This window comes from Labrys sp. KB_33_2 (assembly GCF_052114505.1).
Taxonomy (GTDB): domain Bacteria; phylum Pseudomonadota; class Alphaproteobacteria; order Rhizobiales; family Labraceae; genus Labrys.
In genome coordinates this window covers 130060-147885 of record NZ_JBFREW010000004.1, presented here as the reverse complement: position 1 = coordinate 147885, position 17826 = coordinate 130060, and the positions used below count along the sequence as shown (strand labels likewise).

At 63.5% G+C, this 17826-nt stretch carries 16 protein-coding genes; 9 read left to right on the top strand and 7 right to left on the bottom strand.

Annotated features, from left to right (window positions below; translation table 11 throughout):
- Positions 1-2 precede the first annotated feature (2 nt).
- From AB4037_RS09165 to AB4037_RS09155, 3 genes are all read right to left on the bottom strand, one after another.
- The gene (locus AB4037_RS09165) at positions 3-842 is read right to left on the bottom strand and encodes an ABC transporter permease (RefSeq protein WP_441771292.1); all 840 of its coding nucleotides are present in this window, start codon (positions 840-842) and stop codon (positions 3-5) included.
- Positions 843-876: 34 nt separating this feature from the next.
- Positions 877-1674 carry an ABC transporter ATP-binding protein gene (locus AB4037_RS09160; RefSeq protein WP_441771291.1) on the bottom strand — a complete coding sequence of 266 codons (798 nt, stop codon included), beginning with the start codon at positions 1672-1674 and terminating at the stop codon, positions 877-879.
- A 160-nt stretch (positions 1675-1834) separates the two neighbouring features.
- Entirely contained in the window at positions 1835-2851 is a 1017-nt protein-coding gene (locus AB4037_RS09155) for an ABC transporter substrate-binding protein (RefSeq protein ID WP_434955090.1), read from the bottom strand.
- 145 nt (positions 2852-2996) lie between these two features.
- Between AB4037_RS09155 and AB4037_RS09150 the strand changes: the two genes are divergently transcribed.
- The 9 genes from AB4037_RS09150 (at position 2997) to AB4037_RS09110 (ending at position 11471) form a co-directional block, all read left to right on the top strand.
- Positions 2997-3383 carry a RidA family protein gene (locus tag AB4037_RS09150; RefSeq protein WP_434955091.1) on the top strand — a complete coding sequence of 129 codons (387 nt, stop codon included), beginning with the start codon at positions 2997-2999 and terminating at the stop codon, positions 3381-3383.
- A gap of 296 nt (positions 3384-3679) precedes the next feature.
- Positions 3680-4537, top strand: coding sequence for a LysR substrate-binding domain-containing protein (locus AB4037_RS09145; RefSeq protein WP_434955092.1), 858 nt, complete (start codon positions 3680-3682; stop codon positions 4535-4537).
- Positions 4538-4994: 457 nt separating this feature from the next.
- Complete coding sequence (locus tag AB4037_RS09140; RefSeq protein WP_441771290.1) at positions 4995-6065, top strand: ABC transporter substrate-binding protein; 1071 nt, start codon at positions 4995-4997, stop codon at positions 6063-6065.
- A 255-nt stretch (positions 6066-6320) separates the two neighbouring features.
- Positions 6321-7211 carry an ABC transporter permease gene (locus tag AB4037_RS09135; protein ID WP_441771289.1) on the top strand — a complete coding sequence of 297 codons (891 nt, stop codon included), beginning with the start codon at positions 6321-6323 and terminating at the stop codon, positions 7209-7211.
- A complete protein-coding gene (locus AB4037_RS09130) occupies positions 7208-8044 on the top strand; it encodes an ABC transporter permease (RefSeq protein ID WP_441771288.1) in 837 nt (278 codons plus the stop codon). The genes AB4037_RS09135 and AB4037_RS09130 overlap by 4 nt, the downstream gene beginning before the upstream one ends.
- Before the next feature lie 31 nt (positions 8045-8075).
- Entirely contained in the window at positions 8076-9167 is a 1092-nt protein-coding gene (locus tag AB4037_RS09125; RefSeq protein ID WP_434955096.1) for an ABC transporter ATP-binding protein, read from the top strand.
- A 48-nt stretch (positions 9168-9215) separates the two neighbouring features.
- Positions 9216-10007 carry a transporter substrate-binding domain-containing protein gene (locus AB4037_RS09120; RefSeq protein ID WP_434955097.1) on the top strand — a complete coding sequence of 264 codons (792 nt, stop codon included), beginning with the start codon at positions 9216-9218 and terminating at the stop codon, positions 10005-10007.
- Positions 10008-10164: 157 nt separating this feature from the next.
- Positions 10165-10833, top strand: a complete 669-nt coding sequence (locus AB4037_RS09115) for an amino acid ABC transporter permease (RefSeq protein WP_441771287.1) — start codon at positions 10165-10167, stop codon at positions 10831-10833.
- Positions 10830-11471 (top strand): amino acid ABC transporter permease, encoded by a 642-nt coding sequence (locus AB4037_RS09110; RefSeq protein WP_434955099.1) that lies wholly within the window; start codon positions 10830-10832, stop codon positions 11469-11471. The genes AB4037_RS09115 and AB4037_RS09110 overlap by 4 nt, the downstream gene beginning before the upstream one ends.
- 33 nt (positions 11472-11504) lie before the next feature.
- Here the strand turns inward: AB4037_RS09110 and AB4037_RS09105 are convergent, their stop codons facing one another.
- The 4 genes from AB4037_RS09105 to AB4037_RS09090 form a co-directional block, all read right to left on the bottom strand.
- Positions 11505-11765 carry a hypothetical protein gene (locus AB4037_RS09105; RefSeq protein WP_441771286.1) on the bottom strand — a complete coding sequence of 87 codons (261 nt, stop codon included), beginning with the start codon at positions 11763-11765 and terminating at the stop codon, positions 11505-11507.
- Positions 11766-11769: 4 nt separating this feature from the next.
- Positions 11770-12780 (bottom strand): WD40 repeat domain-containing protein, encoded by a 1011-nt coding sequence (locus tag AB4037_RS09100; protein WP_434955101.1) that lies wholly within the window; start codon positions 12778-12780, stop codon positions 11770-11772.
- A gap of 141 nt (positions 12781-12921) precedes the next feature.
- Complete coding sequence (locus AB4037_RS09095) at positions 12922-13980, bottom strand: CobW family GTP-binding protein (RefSeq protein ID WP_441771285.1); 1059 nt, start codon at positions 13978-13980, stop codon at positions 12922-12924.
- Between the two features lie 178 nt (positions 13981-14158).
- A complete protein-coding gene (locus AB4037_RS09090) occupies positions 14159-17323 on the bottom strand; it encodes a cyclic nucleotide-binding domain-containing protein (protein WP_441771284.1) in 3165 nt (1054 codons plus the stop codon).
- Positions 17324-17826: the final 503 nt, after the last annotated feature.

The window sequence follows — 17826 nt, the reverse complement described above, 5'->3', positions numbered from 1 at the left end:
GGTCAGTTTTCCCGCTTAAGCGCGCTCTCATGCCATTTGTACAGCAGGAGATGCGACAGATAGGACAGGGCGAGGAAGATGGCGATGCCCGTCAGCGACAGCAGCACCAGCGCGGCATAGGCCCGCGGATAGGCAAAATAGCGTGGCGCGAGATAGATGATATAGCCAAGACCCCCGCGCGCGCCACCCGCACCGGTGGCGAGTTCCGACACCACGGCGCCGATCAGGGAAAGACCGCCGGCGATGCGCACGCCACCGAGGAAATAGGGCAGGGCCGCACGCAGGCGCAGCAGCCACAATTTCTGCCAGGAAGAGGCGCGGTAGAGCTCGAAGAGGTTGAGCAGATTGTGGTCGGTCGAGCGCAGGCCGATCAGCGTGTTGGCGAGCACCGGGAAGAAGGCGACGAGCCATACGCAGATCAAGAGCACGGTGGCCTGCGAGAAGATCACCAGCAAGAGCGGCGCCAGGGCGAGCACCGGCGTGACCTGCAGGATGATGGCATAGGGATAGAGCGTATATTCGACCAGCCGCGACAGCGAGAACAGAATGGCGAGCGAAACGCCGCCCACCACCGCGAGCACGAAGCCTTTCAACGTCACTTCCAGGGTGAAGAGCCAGGCCGGCCCCAGTGTTTCCCATTCGCGGAAGAAGGCAGCCCAGATCTCGCTGGGGGCGGGCACCACCTTCATCGGGGTAAGGCCGGCGGCCACGCAATATTCCCAGGCCCCCAGCACGACCACCAGAAAGGCGAGCGGCAGCAGCCATTTCAGGAGTGCCGACGGGTTCCGGCGAGTTGTGACGGGAGGAGTGGCGGCATCGCCCGCCGAACTGATCACGCTCATCCTGTTTCTGCCCCCCGGTCCAAATTCTTGGCGATCAATGTCCGTCGACGCTCTCGACCGCCTTGCCGATGGCCGAGGTCAGCGTGGCGGAGGCCTGGCGGCAATAGTCGACGTAAACGGGCGTGGTGCGGAAGGCCGCGCCGCGCGGGCGCTCGGCGTCGACGGCGATCTCGGCGAAAGCGCGTCCCGGCCGAGCCGCCATCACCACGATGCGATCGGAAATATAAACGCTTTCGAATACCGAATGGGTGACGAACACCACCGTCCAGCCAAGCTCTGCCTGCAGGCGCATCAGATCGTCGTTGAGCTTCTGGCGGGTGATTTCGTCGAGCGCCGCGAAGGGCTCGTCCATGAGGAGGAGCTTCGGGCGGGTCACCATGGCCCGGGCGATGGAGACGCGCATGCGCATGCCGCCGGAGAGTTCGCGCGGATAGGCCCGCGCAAAAGCGGTGAGGCCGACGCTGTCGAGGGCCTGCATCACCTTGTCCCGGACAGCCTTTCGCGACACGCCCTTGAGCCGCGACGGCAGCCAGACATTGTCGAACACGCTGGCCCAAGGCATCAGCGTCGGCTCCTGGAAGACGAAACCCACGTCGCGGGAATGGTCGGTGTCGCCATCGGCCCAGGAAACGCTGCCGCTCGAGGCCTCGCCCAGCCCGGCAATGATGCGCAGTGCCGTCGATTTGCCGCAGCCCGAGGGACCCAGCAAAGAGAGGATCTCACCCTGGCGGATGTCGAGATCGAGATGCTGGAGCGCGGTGGTGCCCGAGGAGAAGGTCTTGCCCACGTCGCGCAGCGAGACGACGGTCGGGCGGCTGGAGGGGGGCGTCAAGGCATAGCTCCCGCGGAGAGGGGCTGTTCCTGGGAGTGCGGACGTCGCAGCGACATGCCTGGCATGTCGCGATGTCCGCTCTTCCTTTCTGCATCCTCGGCGTTTCCAAGAGCGGACGTGGACGTCCGCGCTCCCGGGAAATGCACTTTATTGACCATGCTCACTTCTTGATCAGGTCGGAACCGACATTCTTGTTCACGAATTTCAGCGTATAAGCCTTCCTGAAGTCGAAATCGGGCTTGTAGAGGCCGACGGTGACCATCTTGTCGAAAAAGGACTTCATGTGCTCGTCGGTCATGGCGCCGATGCCGTTTTTCTCGGCGTCACCTGACATGACGATGCCATAGGCCTTCATCTGCTTGACGGCGAAGGCGAGGTTCTCGTCGGTCATGTCGGGATTGTCCTTCTGGATCGCCGCATTGCCGAGCTTGTTGTCGCCGTAGAGATAGGTGGCCCAGCCGATCGCCGAGGCGTCGACGAATTTCTGCACGACGTCAGGCTTGGCATCGATGATGTCCTGGCGGGTGACGATCAGGGTCGAATAGGTGTTCCAGCCCTGGTCGGCGATCAGGAAGACATTGGGCTTGAAGCCGCCGCCCTTTTCCACCTGGAGAGGCTCGGACGCCACATAACCTTGCTGCACAGATTGTTTGTCGGCGATGAAGGGCCCGGGATTGAAGTCATAGGGCTTGACCACCTCGTCGGTAAAGCCGAAAGCCGCCTTCATCCAGGCATAGCCGGTGGCCTGGAAATCGGGGCCGATGAAGATGGTCTTGGCCTTCTTCAGGTCATCCCAGCTATCGAGGCCGACGCCGGGATGCGTCATCAGGATCTGCGGGTCCTTCTGGAAGGTCGCGGCCACCGCGACGAGGGGAACGCCCTCCTTGGCCGCCGAGAAGACCTCGACGAGATTGCCGCCCATATAGAAGTCGTTCTTGCCAGCAACCAGGGCAGTGGCGTTGTTGGCGGTCGGGCCACCCTGCACGATCTCGACGTCGAGGCCGAACTTCTTGTAGGTGCCGTCGGCCACGGCCTGGTAGTAGCCGCCATGCTCACCCTGCGCCAGCCAGTTGGTGCCGAAGCGCACTTTCACCAGTTCCTCGGCATAGGCGCCGTTCAAGCCGGCAAAAACCACGGCCGTTGCTGCAAGCACGGCGGTCTTGAGCATGCTGTTCATTCCTGTCGCCTCTGTTCGGTTCGTCTTGCGAGTTTCTGGTATCGGATTGCCGCAACGCCGACGCACGATTGTTAGCGCCAATTCAAGCTTGCACAAGTCGTGATCACGATTAATTTTGCGCCGGCCAGATTTTCGGAGACCCGTCATGCTTCGCGCCATCACGCCGTCCTCGCTGCGTGCGCCCTTCGCCCGCTACAGCCATGCTGTGGAGGTGCCGGCCGGCGCCCGCATGGTGTTTTGTTCCGGCCAGCTCGGCATCGGCCCGGACGAGTCGATTCCGGAGGGTGCGGAAGCGCAGGCCAGGCTGATCTTCACGGCGATCGAAGCGATACTGGCCGAGGCCGGCATGGCGCTCGCCGACATCGTCAGGATCAATGCCTATGTCACCGGCCGCGAGCACATGGCCGGCTATATGAAGGCCCGCGATGCGGTGGTCGCCGATCCGCCGCCTGCCTCCACCCTGATGATCGTCTCGGGCTTCACGCGTGAGGAATTCAAGGTCGAGGTGGAGGTCGTGGCTGCAAAGGCGTGAGAGCCGAGAGCGTTTTGCGATTTGGTGGTGACGCCAAGAATCGCAAAGACGCTCCAGCCAATCCGCTGGGGATTGGCTTGGAAACAAAGAGTTAGAGCAAACAAGCGTTTCCGTCTAAACGCGCTTTGCTCCAGGGGGCAAGGGGACTTGTCGCCGAGCGGTATAAGCCCTTGTGATTTTTGATCGGTGTGGAACAATGCCGACAGGTGTCCTGAGGTCGCAGAAGGCCAGCCAGCACAGGTGGGGGCGCCAGACAAGGGGACCGAAAGCATGGACCACCCTATCCGGCGCCCCGCATGCTGAATCTCGATCCCTATCTGCTTCGCGCCTTTCTCTCCGTCGCCGAAGTGGGGACGGTGAACGGTGCGGCGCTGTCGCTGCATCGCACGCAGGCCGCGGTCAGCATGCAGATCCGCAAGCTCGAGGCCCTGGTCGGCTCGGACCTGTTCGAGCGTAGCCCCAAGGGGCTGACGCTCACCGCGGACGGGCTGCTCCTGGTGCCCTATGCCCGTGAGATCCTCACCTTGACCGACGAAGTCGGCAAGCGCCTGAATGGCCGGCAGATCGAGGGGCGCATCCGCCTCGGCGTGGTCGAGGATTTTGCCGCTACCCGCCTGATCGATATTCTCCGGGATTTCCGCGACAAGAATGCCCGTGTCGACATCGACATCCTGGTCGAGTCCAATGCGCGCCTGGCCGCCATGCTCGAGAATGACGAACTCGATATCGCGGTGTGCGATACCAGCCGCTGCAGCCGCAAGCCGGCGCATGTCTGGAACGAATATCTGCACTGGGTCGGGCGTGCCGATATCGAGTTCACGCCGGACATGCCGCTGCCCGTGATCATGTTCGTGGAGAGCTGTCCCTGGCGGGGACCGGCCATGGCGACGCTGGCTACGCGCAACCGCAACTGGCGCATCGTCTGCGAGGCTTCGACCCTGGTGGCGATGGCGACGGCGGTGCGCGTCGGCATCGGCATCGGTCCGATGATCGCGGCGACGATTCCCGAGGGTTGCCGCGCCCTCGACAAGTCGATCGACATGCCAGGCTCGGCCCGAATCGACATCGGCCTGTACGTTCGCAGCGGCGCGCGCGAGGAATCGCGCTTCCTGGCCGATTTCGTGTTGCGCCAGGTCGAGCTCGGCCACGCCTGAGCTGTTTTCAGTGACCGACCCGAGCTCGACAAAGTCGCCACGAAAAGTCGAGCTCGGCCACGCCTGAGCTGTTTTCAGTGACCGACCCGAGCTCGACAAAGTCGCCACGAAAAGTCGAACTCGGCCACGCCTGATACCGATCCGGGCGAGTGTTTTGTCATCCCCGGCCGAGCGAAGCGAGGGGAAGGGGATCCAGGGGCCGCAGGTAGAATCTCTTGGCCCCTGGATCCCCTTCCCGAGGCCTGTAGCCTCGCCGGGGATGACAAACAGACACTCAGTATCTTCTGTATGAGATAATCCGTTTCCCCCGGGGAGCATTCAGCAACGCTTATACCCTCACGCGAATTATCCGGCTACCGCAGCCTGCCTTTTTCAGGCCCCTTGGCCTCGTACCGAGCCTGTCCATAACAGTCGATCCACGACGAGGGCATGGTGACGGCTACCGAGGGGAAACATCATGGTCGAATTGTCGCGCAGGAACCTGCTCGCTCTCATAGGCTCGCTGAGCCTGCCCGTCTTGCTGGGGCAGGCCGCACCGGCCCGGGCGGCTGGCACCAAGCTGACGGCCGTCGAATGGGGCGGCGATGTCGTCAAGGCGATGAAGGAAATCGCCGCGCAGCAAAGCGCCGTCGATATCGATTGGGTGCTGCACCAGGGCGGCGCCGCCGCCATCCTGCCCAAGATCAAGGCGATCTGGCCGCGCACCGATTTCGACTATGTCGCCGGCTGGGAAGGCTCTTTCAACTCGATGATCAAGGAAGACTGGCTGGAAACCGTCAATCCAGCCGACATTCCCAATCTCGCCGATATTCCCGCTAAGATGATCATCAAGAACGACAAGGGCGGCATCATGGCGGTGCCGCGCGCCGTCGGCGGCATGTATTTCGGCTATCGCACCGACACCGTGCCGATGCCTGTCACCAAGATCGACGACCTGTTCGACCCCAAGCTCAAAGGGGCGATCTGCTGGCCCGGCCCGACCCAGAGCATGATGCTGCAGATCGTGGCGCTGGCCCTGCATGGCGGCGGCGACGAGAAGAACATGGAGCCGGGCTGGAAGCTGATGGCGGATCTCGCCAAGTCCGGCAATATCGGTCGCATCGCGGTGACGGATGTCGACTTCACCAATTCCTTCACCGCAGGCGAGACCTCCGTCGGCTTTTTTGCAGAACCGAGTTGGGCGGCGGTCGCCAAGAATTTCCCGGTGACCCGCCTGACCAAGCAGAAAGGCATGGCGACCTTCCTCTATCAGAGCGGTTTTGCCGTCCTGAAGAACCGGCCCAATCTCAAGGCAACGCTGGACTTCATCAATTTCGCCATCAGCCCGGCGATGAACACGCTCTACGCCAAGGTCGCGGGCGAAGCGCCGCTCAACGCCAAGGCCGAGAAGCCCGAGAACCTCAAGCATCTCATCTTCACGCCGGCCGAAATGGACGAGTTCGTCCATGTGCCCGACTACAATGTGGTGCTGTCCAACCAGGATGCCTGGGCCAAGCGCTGGGAAGCCGATATCGCTCCGCTGCTTTGAGGTTCTCAACCCTCCCCTGGAGGGGGAGGGTCGGCCTGAAAGGCCGGGGTGGGGTGACTCCTTTTATGGGACTCCGAGATCTCGCCGGCAAATACCTTGAAGACGTGGCGTCAGATCAACCCCCCCCGACGCCTTGCTTCGACCCCAGGCACTTCCAAGAGGAAGTGCCGACCCCCTCCAGGGGAGGGTGTCGTCAGCGCCTATGCCGTTTCCGCCCCTGTGCTCAGCCGGGGCAGGTTGCAGGAGGATATCGCCTTGTCGTCCCAAGCCGTCCCGACCACCAGCGCGGCGACGCCATCCCCCAATCGCGGCGCGATGCTGCTGCTCTTGCCGGCGCTTGCTGTCTTCGCCCTGATCTTCGCCGCGCCGCTGATCGACTTGGCTTTGGAGAGCTTCCGTCAATTCGTGCCGGGCCGCATTGGCTCGGCAGCGGATTCGCCCTTCGTGCTCGACAATTATCGCGAACTCGTCAGCCCGTCCTTCGCAGGCGTGCTGATGGAGACGTTCCGCATCAGCGTCGCCGCCTCGCTGGTCGGCATGATCATCGCCTTCCCGATTGCCTATGGCGTCGTGCGGCGCTTTTCCAAGCGCTGGCGGGTCGCCTGCATCGGTCTGATGATCACGCTGGTGCTGCTGTCCATGCTGGTGCGAACCTATGCGCTGGAGCTCACCTTCGGCTCGGTCGGCATCGCCCGTCCACTGCTCACCTTTTTGGGGATAGCGCCGACCAGCCGCTGGTATATCGAGACGCTGGTCGGGGCCGGGCTCTTGCATGCGGTGATCCCGATCAGCGTGCTGACTTTGATCGGCACGGTGCAGAATCTCGATCCTCGCCTGATCGATGCCGCACAGTCGCTGGGTGCGCCCGCATGGCGAGCCCATCTCGACATCACCCTGCCGCGCAGCCTGCCGTCGCTGGTCTCGGCCTTCCTGGTCTCGCTGACCTTCTCGATCAGCGCCTTCGTCATTCCGATGGTGCTCGGCAAGGGGCGGGTGCTGTTCATCTCCAACGTGATCTACAACCGCTTCAGCGACGTCTCCAATTATCCCAGCGGCGCCGCCGTCTCGATCACCATGCTGATCCTGACCCTCATCGTCGTCTATCTGGTCTCGCTGGTGCAGCATGGCCGGAGGCAACGCGCATGACCGCCGAGGGCAAGACCAAGCTGTGGGGCGACCGCCTCGCCATCTCCACGACGAACATCGTGATCGGGTTGGGCCTGGCTTTCCTGATCGTGCCGTTGCTGGTGGCGGGGCTGCTCGCCTTCGACGCCCGCGACTATCTCGGGCCGCTGCCGCCGCCCGGCCTGTCGCTGCACTGGTTCGAAAAACTGTTCTCGCAGGATTATGTCGTGGCGGGCCTGAGCACCAGCCTGGAGATCGCGGTGCTGGCGACCCTCGTCAATGTGGTCATCGGGACCGCAGCGGCGGTGGGGCTCGACCGCGGCGACTTCCGCGGCAAGGGCGTCATCATGGGGGCCTTCCTGTCGCCGCTGATCGTGCCGGCGGTGGTGACGGGTTTCGCCCTCCTGCTCTTCCTCTCCAAGATTGGCGTGATCAGCGGTTTTCCGCGCTTGCTGGCCGGGCACATCATCATCACATTGCCCTATGCGCTGCGCGCCACGCTGGCCAGCCTGGTCGGCCGCGACAAGCGCTTGACCGAAGCGGCCCTGATCCTGGGCGCCACGGAGCGGCAGGCCTTCTGGAGCGTCACACTGCCGCTGATCCGCACCGGCATCGTCACCGGCGCCGTCTTCACCTTCGCCATCTCGATGGACGATGTCGCCGTCAGCCTCTTCCTCACCGATCCCACCACCTACACGCTACCGGTGGCGCTGGTGAGCAATATGCGGGCTTCCTTCGATCTCACCATCGCGGCCGCGGCCGTCCTGCTCGTCGGCATCACGGCCATCCTCATCATCATCCTGGAACGGCTCGTCGGCTTCGATCGTCTGATCGGCCAAGGAATGTTCAGGTAACGACCTACTCTTCAAATAACGGGAGCGAGACATGGCGAACTCCGTGGAATTCATCGATGCCGTCAAGCATTTCGGCGATGTGACGGCGGTCGACGGCGTCTCGTTCTCGATCGCCGGTGGCGAGACCGTTGCCCTTCTGGGACCGAGCGGCTGCGGCAAGACCACCATTCTGCGCATCATCGCCGGCTTCGAAAGGCCGGATGCAGGCACGGTGCGCATCGCCGGCGAGGATGTCACACGGCTCAAGCCCTATCAGCGCAATGTCGGCCTGCTGTTCCAGCATTATGCGCTGTTTCCGCATATGACCATCGCCGAGAACATTGCCTACGGGCTGCGCTATCGCGGCTGCCCGCGAAACGAGATCGACGACCGCGTCGCGCAGATGCTGGAACTGGTGCGCCTGCCGGATTTCGGCCATCGCAAGCCCCATCAACTCAGTGGCGGCCAGCAGCAGCGTGTCGCCCTGGCGCGCGCCCTGGCGACGCGGCCCGGCCTGGTCCTGCTCGACGAACCGCTGTCCGCCCTCGATGCCAAGCTGCGCCAGGAATTGCGGGCCGAACTCAAGCAGGTGCTCGCCGCAGTCGACGCCACCACCATCGTGGTCACCCACGATCAGGAGGAGGCGATGAGCCTGGGCGAGCGTGTCTTCGTGATGAAGAGTGGCAGCATCGTGCAGGAAGGACCGCCGAACGAGGTCTATGGCAAGCCCCGCTCGCGCTTCGTGGCCGAGTTCATGGGCAGGGCCAACTGGTTCCGTGGCCGCCTGGAAGCCCAGGGCAACGGCCTTGCCGCCTTCGTCGGTGCCAACGGCCTGAAGCTGGTGGTCTCGACCCCGCACGATACGGCTGGGCGGAGCGAGGTCGATCTGTGCGTGCGCCCCGAGAGCATCGACCTGATGCCGCTGCAGGCGGCGGCTCTTTCCAGTGAGCGCAACCGCATCCCGGGCCAGGTACTGGAGGTGACTCCGCTCGGTGCCATGCGGCAGATCCTGGTCGAATTGCAGGGCGGCGGGCAGGTTCTCGCCGTCCAGCCCAACCGCGGCGGTGACGTGCACGGCCTCGGCCAGCCGGTCATCGTCGGGCTGCCGGCCGAAGGCTGCGTGGTCGTGCCGGTTGCAGCCTGAGCCATTTCCTCCAACCAGAACAAACCATCCAAGGAAAGGACCGACATCATGATCCTACGCAGTCTCCTGCGGGCCGCCACCCTGACGGCCGCCCTGTTTGCCGCGACCGTCGCGGCCAAGGCCGACGCACTCGACGACATCACCAAGGCCGGCGTGATCAATGTCGGCGTCTTCGGCGACTTCCCGCCCTTCTCCTCGGTCAACCCGGATATGAGCCTGAAGGGCTATGACATCGACGTCGCGCAGATCCTCGCCGACGGCCTGAAGGTCAAGCTCAACCTCGTCAGCGTGACCGGCCAGAATCGCATTCCCTTCCTGACCGAAAAGCGCGTCGACCTCTTGATGAGCGTCGGCTACAGCGCCGAACGCGAGAAGGTGGTCGATTACGTATCGGCCTATGCGCCCTATTATATCGCCGTGATCGGCCCGCAGGCCCTCAAGGTGGCCGGAAAGGAAGACCTCGGCGACAAGACCATTGCCGTCAATCGCGGCACGCTGGAGGACACTTCCCTCACGGCGGTGGTGCCGGCTTCCGCCGATGTTCGCCGCTTCGACAATTACAATTCGGTGATCCAGGCCTTCCTCTCCGGCCAGGCCCAGGTGATGGTGGTCGGCAACGATGTCGGCTCGCAGGTGCTGGCCAAGCGGGTGGATCTCAAGCCCGAGCAGAAGTTCCAGCTGCTGTCTTCGCCCGATCATATCGCCATCAATAAGAACGAGCCCCGCCTCAAGCAGGCTCTCAATGACGCCGTCGCCAAGCTGCTGGCGGATGGCAAGCTCAACGAGATCTCGGTGAAGTGGTTGCAAAAGCCGCTCGATCCCAAGGATCTCAAGGACTGAGCGGTTCTCAAAATTGACCCGCACGTCATTGCGAGGAGCACTGCGACGCGGCAATCCAGGGACCTGGATTGCTTCGCTCCACACGCAATGACGATGCCTCATCGTTCAGGCATCAAGGCCGTTGGTGCGCCCCGGCTTTGAAGGGAAGGGCACGGAAATGGGCAGTAGTCTCGACTTCGGCTGGCTCGGCGCCGCGCTTGCCGCGATCGCAAGAGGCGCCGGGATCACGATCCTGATGATCCTGGTCTCGGCCGTGCTCGGCCTGTTCCTCAGCGTTCTGGGTGCCGCCGGCCGGCGCAGCCGCCATGCGCCGGTCCGCTATCTGGTGACTGTCTATGTGGAGTTGATCCGCAATACGCCGTTCATCGTGCAGATGTTCTTCATCTTCTTCGGGCTGCCGAGCCTCGGCATCCTGCTCAATCCGCTGATGGTCGCCATCGTGGCTGTTACCATCAACCTCACCGCTTATGGCATCGAGATCGTCGGCGCCGGCCTCGACGCCGTCTCGCGGGGGCAGAAGGAGGCGGGGCTGGCTCTGGGCCTGCGACCACGGCAGGTCTTCGTCAAGATCGTGCTGCCTCAGGCCCTCAAGGTGATCTTTCCGGCCCTCAGCAGCCAGATCGTCATCATGATGCTGGAATCGGCGGCCGTCTCGCAGATCGCGGTGAAGGAACTCACTTATGAAGCCGATCTCATCCAGGCGCGCACCTTCCTGCCCTTCGAGACCTATCTGGTGGTCGCTTTGATCTATCTGGTGCTGAGCATCGTCCTGCGGCGTCTCCTGCAGTTCGGCGGCCGGCGTTTCCTGTTCGGAGGTCTGGCATGATCGAGTTCACCTTCTGGGACATCGCGCGCAATCTGTTGCTGGCAGCCCGCTGGACCGTGCTTCTCTCGATCGTCGCCTTCATCGGCGGCGGCCTGGTCGGCCTCGCCATCCTGATCGCCCGCATCGACAGCCGCAAATGGCTGAGCCGACCGGCCGAATGGTATATCGGGCTGTTCCAGGGCACCCCGCTCCTGCTGCAGCTCTTCCTGGTGTTCTTCGGTCTGCCGCGCATCGGCCTGCGCATCGACCCCTGGCTGACGGCAGTGCTCGGCCTGACCTTGTGCGCCAGCGCCTTTCTCGCCGAGATCTGGCGGGGCGGCGTCGAGGCCTTGCCGCGGGGCCAGTGGGAGGCGAGCGCCAGCCTTGGCCTGCATTACTGGCGCCAATTGCGCCTGATCGTCCTGCCCCAGGTCCTCTCGATGACGCGCGCCCCGACCGTCGGCTTCCTGGTGCAGTTGGTGAAGAGCACGGCGCTGACCTCGATCATCGGCTTCGAGGAATTGCTGCGCACGGCCAATGCCATCAACAACGCCACCTTCCAGCCCTTCATCGTCTATGGCTGCGTGGCGTTGATCTTCTTCGTGATCTGCTTCCCCTTGACGCGCTACGTCGATGCACTGGAAAGGCGCGGGGTGTAGGGGCACTCCTGGAACGCCGGTTTCCAGCTGGCCCTATCCAGCCAAGGCCACCTCTACTGCAGCCCGTTCCACCTCCAGGAGCGGCGCCAGCACCTTGTAGGCCTTGGTCTTGACGCCCGGCTGCATCACCAGGATCACCGTTTCCGTGCCTGGGCAGGCGGCATCGCCGCATTGGATTTCGCTGACGGAGATGGTGGTCTCCTCGCCGAGGTCCAGGATCTCCCGGGCCATCTGCTTGATGGCGGCTGCCCTGTCGCGCTCGGCCTGGCTGGATTTGCGGAACAGGCCGAACATCGCCTCAGGCAGCTCCGGGCAAAGTGAGGATGCCGGCAGCGCCATCCTCGGCGCCGAGGGCGAGCTGGGCTCCTGTCTTGTCCCAGGCCAGGGCTGTGATGCCCGATCCGGGCATGGCACGGCGCACCAGGATTTCGGAGGCGTCGGTCAGGCGGCAAAGCAGCACGCAGCCGTCCTCATAGCCGAGCGCCAGCACCAGCGCCTTGGGGTGGAAGGCCACCTGCGTCACCTTGGCGTGGCGGATACCGCATTCGCGCGGAGCCTTACCCATGGGACCGTCCTTGCTCTGGAACGGCCAGACGATGCCGGCATCGGCGCCGGAAGTCGCCAGCCAGTTGCCGTCATGCGACCAGGAGAAGGAGCGTGTCTTGGAGGGATAGCCCGACATGCGCATGTGCTTCTTCTCGGCCACAGTCCAGCCATGGAGGGTGTTCTCCTGCATGGAGGTGACGATGAAGCGGTTGTCGGGCGAAATCGTGATGTCGAGATGGCTGCCCTTCCATTCGTAGAATTCGGGGGCAGCGCTCGAATTGGGAAACCAGGCGGATACGCCATTGTAGTGCGCCACGGCGAGGCGGTAGCCTTTGGGCATGAAGGCAAGGCCCCGCACGCTGGACGGCGCCGTCCACTGCTTCACAGTACCCTTCTCGTCGCGGGCATAGACGGCCTTGCCCGCCGACCAGGCCGTTGCGCCTCCTGCGGACACCGCCACCGCGTCGATCCATCTGTTGCCGGCCTGCCCGATCTGGCCGATCTCGCCATTGGCGGAGAGGGCCATGATTCGGCCGTCATCGCCGCCGGCGACGAGTGTGGTGGCATTGGCGGTGACGGCCAGCAGGCCGGCATCGCCGAACAGGGCATCGCGCTTCTCTTCGCCGATCTCCGCCCTGAGCACGGTGCCGTCGGCCAACGCAAAGACAGGCGTGCGGCCAAGCCAATGGCAGGCCAGCACATGGCTGCCGGCCTCGATCGAGGTGACGCTCTCGGACAGGGAAGGGAAGGTGGTGGTGTTCAAGGGAGACTCTTGGAACTTACACCCTCCCTGGAGGGGGAGGGTCGACGCGTAGCGTCGGGAGGTGACGGGTCCGGGTGGGCGGTGAATTCGTCCCACCCCAGCCTTCAGGCCGACCCTCCCCCTGCAGGGGAGGGTATACGATCACGCCGCGCAGGCGCGGAAGCCCTTTTCGAGCTCGTCGCGGTTGAGATTGTGTCCGATGAAGACGAGACGCGATTCTCGCTTTTCGTCCGGCTTCCACTCCCGCTGGAGGTCGCCGTCCACGATCATGTGCACGCCCTGCAGCACGAAACGGCGCGGCTCGTCCTTGAAGGAGAGGATACCCTTCCAGCGCAGCAGGCTCGGCCCCTCGCTCTGGGCGATGCGGTCGATCCAGGGCATGAACTTGGCCGGATCGACATCGCCATCGATCTTCAGCGACAAGGACTGCATGGTCTCGTCGTGATAGTGCTTCAGGCCGTGGTCATGGTGATGATGGTCATGGCCATGGCCATGGTGATGGTCGTGATCATGGTCGTGCTCGTCGACCTCTAGGAAAGCGGGTTCCAGGTCCAGGATGCGGTCGAGGTCGAAGGCGTTGCGGCCGAGCACATCTGAGATCGCCACGTTGGAACGGGTCGCCTTGTGCAGCTTGGCATAAGGGTTGAGAGCGCGGATGCGCATCTCGACCTCATGCAGTTCGGGCGCAGTGACGAGGTCGGTCTTGTTCAGCACGATGACGTCGGCGAAGGCGATCTGGTTCTTGGCCTCGGGGGCGTCCTTGAGCCGATCCTTGAGCCATTTGGCATCGGCCACGGTGACCACAGCGTCGAGGCGGGTCTTTTCGGCGACATCCTGGTCGACGAAGAAGGTCTGCGCTACCGGCGCGGGATCGGCGAGGCCCGTGGTCTCCACCAGGATGGCGTCGAACTTGCCCTTGCGCTTGAGCAGGCCGTCGATGATGCGGATGAGGTCGCCCCGCACCGTGCAGCACACGCAGCCATTGTTCATCTCGAACACCTCTTCGTCGGCGTCGACGATGAGGTCGTTGTCGATGCCGATCTCGCCGAATTCATTGACGATGACGGCATAGCGCTTGCCATGGGGCTCGGTCAGGATGCGGTTGAGCAGGGTGGTCTTGCCGGCGCCGAGATAGCCGGTGAGAACGGTGACGGGAATCTTGTCGGACGTCTTGCTTTCGGAAGCAATCGTGTCGGCCATGGCAATCTCCGGAGCGCGGACGCACTCTTCAGCAACGGATAGGCGCACGGCCGGGTGCGCATTCGTCCCAGCCGCATTCGCTCTGCCTTATATTGGATTGATGGCCCGAGATGTAAGCCCCAAAGCGCGCGATTCTTGACGCCGCGTTCAAAGGCCTCGTGCGCCGGCCCGTTTCTGCTCAGGACGGACCGGGGTCATCCGCGCCGAAGGGAGGCAGGCCTTGCATCAGGCGGGTGAGGCGGCTCTCGGCAAGGACCAGCCGTTTGATCTGGTCGCGCATCACCACGAGCGCAACGGAGGGCAGTTCGGTAAGGAGATTGACGAAAATGTCCTTGGCGATCTTCAGGGTGCCGAGGTCAGTGGCCGCCACCACCGTGGCCGAACGAGGCAAGCTGCCTATCAGTCCCATCTCGCCGATGATGGAATGCCGCTCGGTCGTGGACAGATGAAAGCTCTCGCCCTCATGTTCCATGAAGGCGTCGGCGGTGCCCGAGAGGATGACATAGGCGGCATCGGCGACATCGCCCTGGCGAAACAGGGTCTGGCCTTGTGCGAACGCCACGTGTTCGCAGGTGAAGGCGATCAGCTTCAGGCGTGGCGTGTCCAGGGCCGCGAACATCGGCACGTCGCGCAGGGCCTGGACCTCGGGCAAGTCCTCGATCAGCGTCTCGGGCACGGCTTCCTGGGGCGCCGTCGGCGCGGATAGCCGGGTCACCGCTTCGATGCGGTTGCCACGGGTCGCAACCACGACATCGAACGAAGTCCGCGCCGTGTCGTCCCGCGTGGCGACGATGAGGGTACACCCGGCCATGCGGCGGCGCGCCGTCTCCAGGATGAGGGCGCGCTGGCCTTCCGGAAACATCAGGTCGGGCTGGTCGAGGATGAGGATCTTCGGGCGTTTGATGAGACAGCGCGCCAAAGCAAGGGCGCATTTGTGGGCCGGCAGCAGCAGGCGTCCGCCGGGGCCGGCCTCCTGATCGAGGCCGAGCCGGTAGATGACAGGCTCGAGCCCGCAATCCTGCACGACCTTGCGCAGGGTGGTCATGACGCGCTCTTCGGCGCCGGCCATCGCATGGTCGATGCGTCCGAACAGCAGATTGTCGCGCAGCGGTGCGGCGGGGCAGAGCCGGTCGGGCGCGTAGAATTCCAGCTTTCGGACGAACCGGGCGGGATCGAGGGCCATGATCTGCTTGCGGGTTCGCACGATCGTCTCGGCGAGGGCATCGGTCACCAGCCCAAGCCAGTGGCGGGTCTCGACATAATTGAGCGCCAGCATGAACAGGCTTTTGCGTTCGGTTGGTGCAAGGGTGCCGGTGCCTCGTGCGCCGGCGCGGGCGACAATCTCGGCAAAGTGCGGCAGATCGCTCGAAGAGATGAAGGAAAAGCGCTCGAATGCGATATGGTCTGCGGCGATCTGCGAGAAGACTTCCACCATGGTCGCGCTGATTTTCAGTCCCAGGTCGGCGAGGCTGCGATCGAGTCCCTGCTCGGCGAGCAAGGCGGCGATCTGCGGGTCGTCGATCAGGGCCTCGATGGCGCCTTCGGCGGTCGGCACGCCGAAGAACAGGTTCTCGCCCAGGGTGGCATAGGGGTTGAAGCAGGCCGGATCGAAAGGCTCGATCAGCTCAGCCAGATGCGTCGCTTCGAGTTCCCGGATGAGCTGCCGGCGGCAGGCAACGAGGCGTTGGGCAAGCTCGGGATCGGGCTCGACGGCGAATTTGCGGGCAAGGCCGAAGCCATAGACAGCCTCGGCGAGGCCGACCTCGGCCAGCAGGTTGACGATAAGCTGGTCGAGTTCCCGCGAATCGGTGGCCCCGGCCCTGCTCAGATCGAGGGCGCCCGCGCTCGCGCCAACAGGTTGGTTTAGCAGGCTGTAGACGATGTTATCGCGCAGCGAACGCCCAAAAATGCTGCAATCGGGACCGAGATAACCGAGATTTTCCCCGATCCAGTCTGCAGGCAAGGCGGCGATGTCCTGTCCGGCAAAGCGTACCCTGCCGCTGAATTCCGTCAGGCGGCGCGCCAGAACCTGGGCCAGGGCGATGAAGCCCTCGCCGCGGGAGCCGGTGAACAGCACATGCGACCCCAGCGGCAGGGTGAGATTGGCGTTGTCGAGGAGGACGTCGCCGCTTGGCGCGTGGATCCGCAGGGCTTCGACGGCGATAGAGCCGCCGGACGTCAGGTCGGGGGCCGCTCCGGCGGGCCGAGGCAGTTCGGCCAGGGAGAACTGCTCCAGGATCTGCTCATATTTGACCTCGACGTCCTGGCGCTGCTGGTCCCAGTCGATCAACTCCTTGATGGGCGGTGGCAGGTCGCGATAGGCCGCGATCACCGCCACCAACTGGCCGATGTCCAGCGAACCGCGCAAGGCGAAATAGCCGCCCAGCGCGTAGAACAGGAAGGGCGTCACCTGCGCCAGCACGGAATTGATGAATTTCACCATGAACTTCCGGCCATAAAGGCGATAGCGGATCCAGAAGAGCTCATCGAGAATGCCGACGATCCTGTGCCTTTCGTAGGCAGCCGTGCCATGGTTGCTGACCTCGCCGATGCCGTCGACGATCTCGCCGACATGACCGGCAAGCGAGCGTGAGCGTGCCTGGCGCTGGCGCCCGAGCCTGAGCTGCTCGCGCCGCAGCCGCGGGATGATCAGGCCCTGGACCAGCACCATGGCCGCAGCGAGAAGGCCAAGCAGGGGACTTTGCAGCAGGATGAAGCCGAGGGCGGTGAGAGCCTGGCTGCCAAGAAAAGCGGGTTGGATATAGGCATCGCCGACGAAGCCGCCGATCGGCTCGACCTCGTCACGGATGATGGTAGCGACCTCTGCCGAGCGAATCGTGCGGATGGCTTCGGGCCTGAAGCGCAGCAACAGGTCGAAGAGATCGAGGCGCAGGCGACGCAACAATTCCTCGCCGAGCTTGCCCTTCTGCATGTTGATGACATAGCGAAAAGCACCGTTGACCAGCACCAGCAGCATGAAGACGGAGCTGAGCACCATCAGATAGGCGATGCGGGAGAAGGTGACGCCTGCATAACTCAGCGTGCCGCCGCCCAGAAAGGCCGGCAGGGTCAGGCTGAGGGCGAAAAGCGGCGCCTCGGTAACTTCGTGCGGGAAAGCGCGACCCTGGATGGCATCGTTGACGATGCTGCGGGGCAGGTCGAGCGACAGAAAGTAGAACGGCAAGGAGAGCAGGACCGCGACCAGGATAATGATCTGCTGCCGCCGGCTGTTGCGCCAAATATAGACAAACAATGGTGGGAGCGTCTTGCCATCCGCCGCCGGCTCGATGGACCCCCGGCCGGGCGCCTCGGCCTGGATGCTCGGCATGGGCTCTTGCTTCACCGCTCCCTCGTACCAATAGCGCACACGACTTGAGTGAGGTGGTCTTCGGTCGGTGCCTGAAGTCAAAATACCGGGAAATACGGATAATTGTAATCGAAATACTTATCGATTGAAGTTGGTGTGACGGACGGGGCGCGGCGAAACATTCATATCTACTCTTTGCCAAGGAAGAAGGAGGTTGCGAGTGGCCGGCTCAAAAGACGCTTGCTGTGCCCCTATGCGCCGCCTAGAATAAAAACGTGAGCAAAATCCTGCGTTTGGAGCAGGAAGATGTATTTCCTTCCACCTGGCGTCGCTCGATCCATTAGAACATGGAATTGGATCTGGTCTGGCGCCGACCGGCTATCGCGGCCATGGGCGGGGCGGTGGGCCCGAATTATCTCTGGCGGATCGTCCTATGGTGTGCGCCGGGTGCGGTCTTGAGCTGACATCGGTCTTCGCGTTCTGCCCGCGATGCGGATGTGCGCAACCGGCGCCTTGCGCAAAATGCGGCTTCCTCTGTG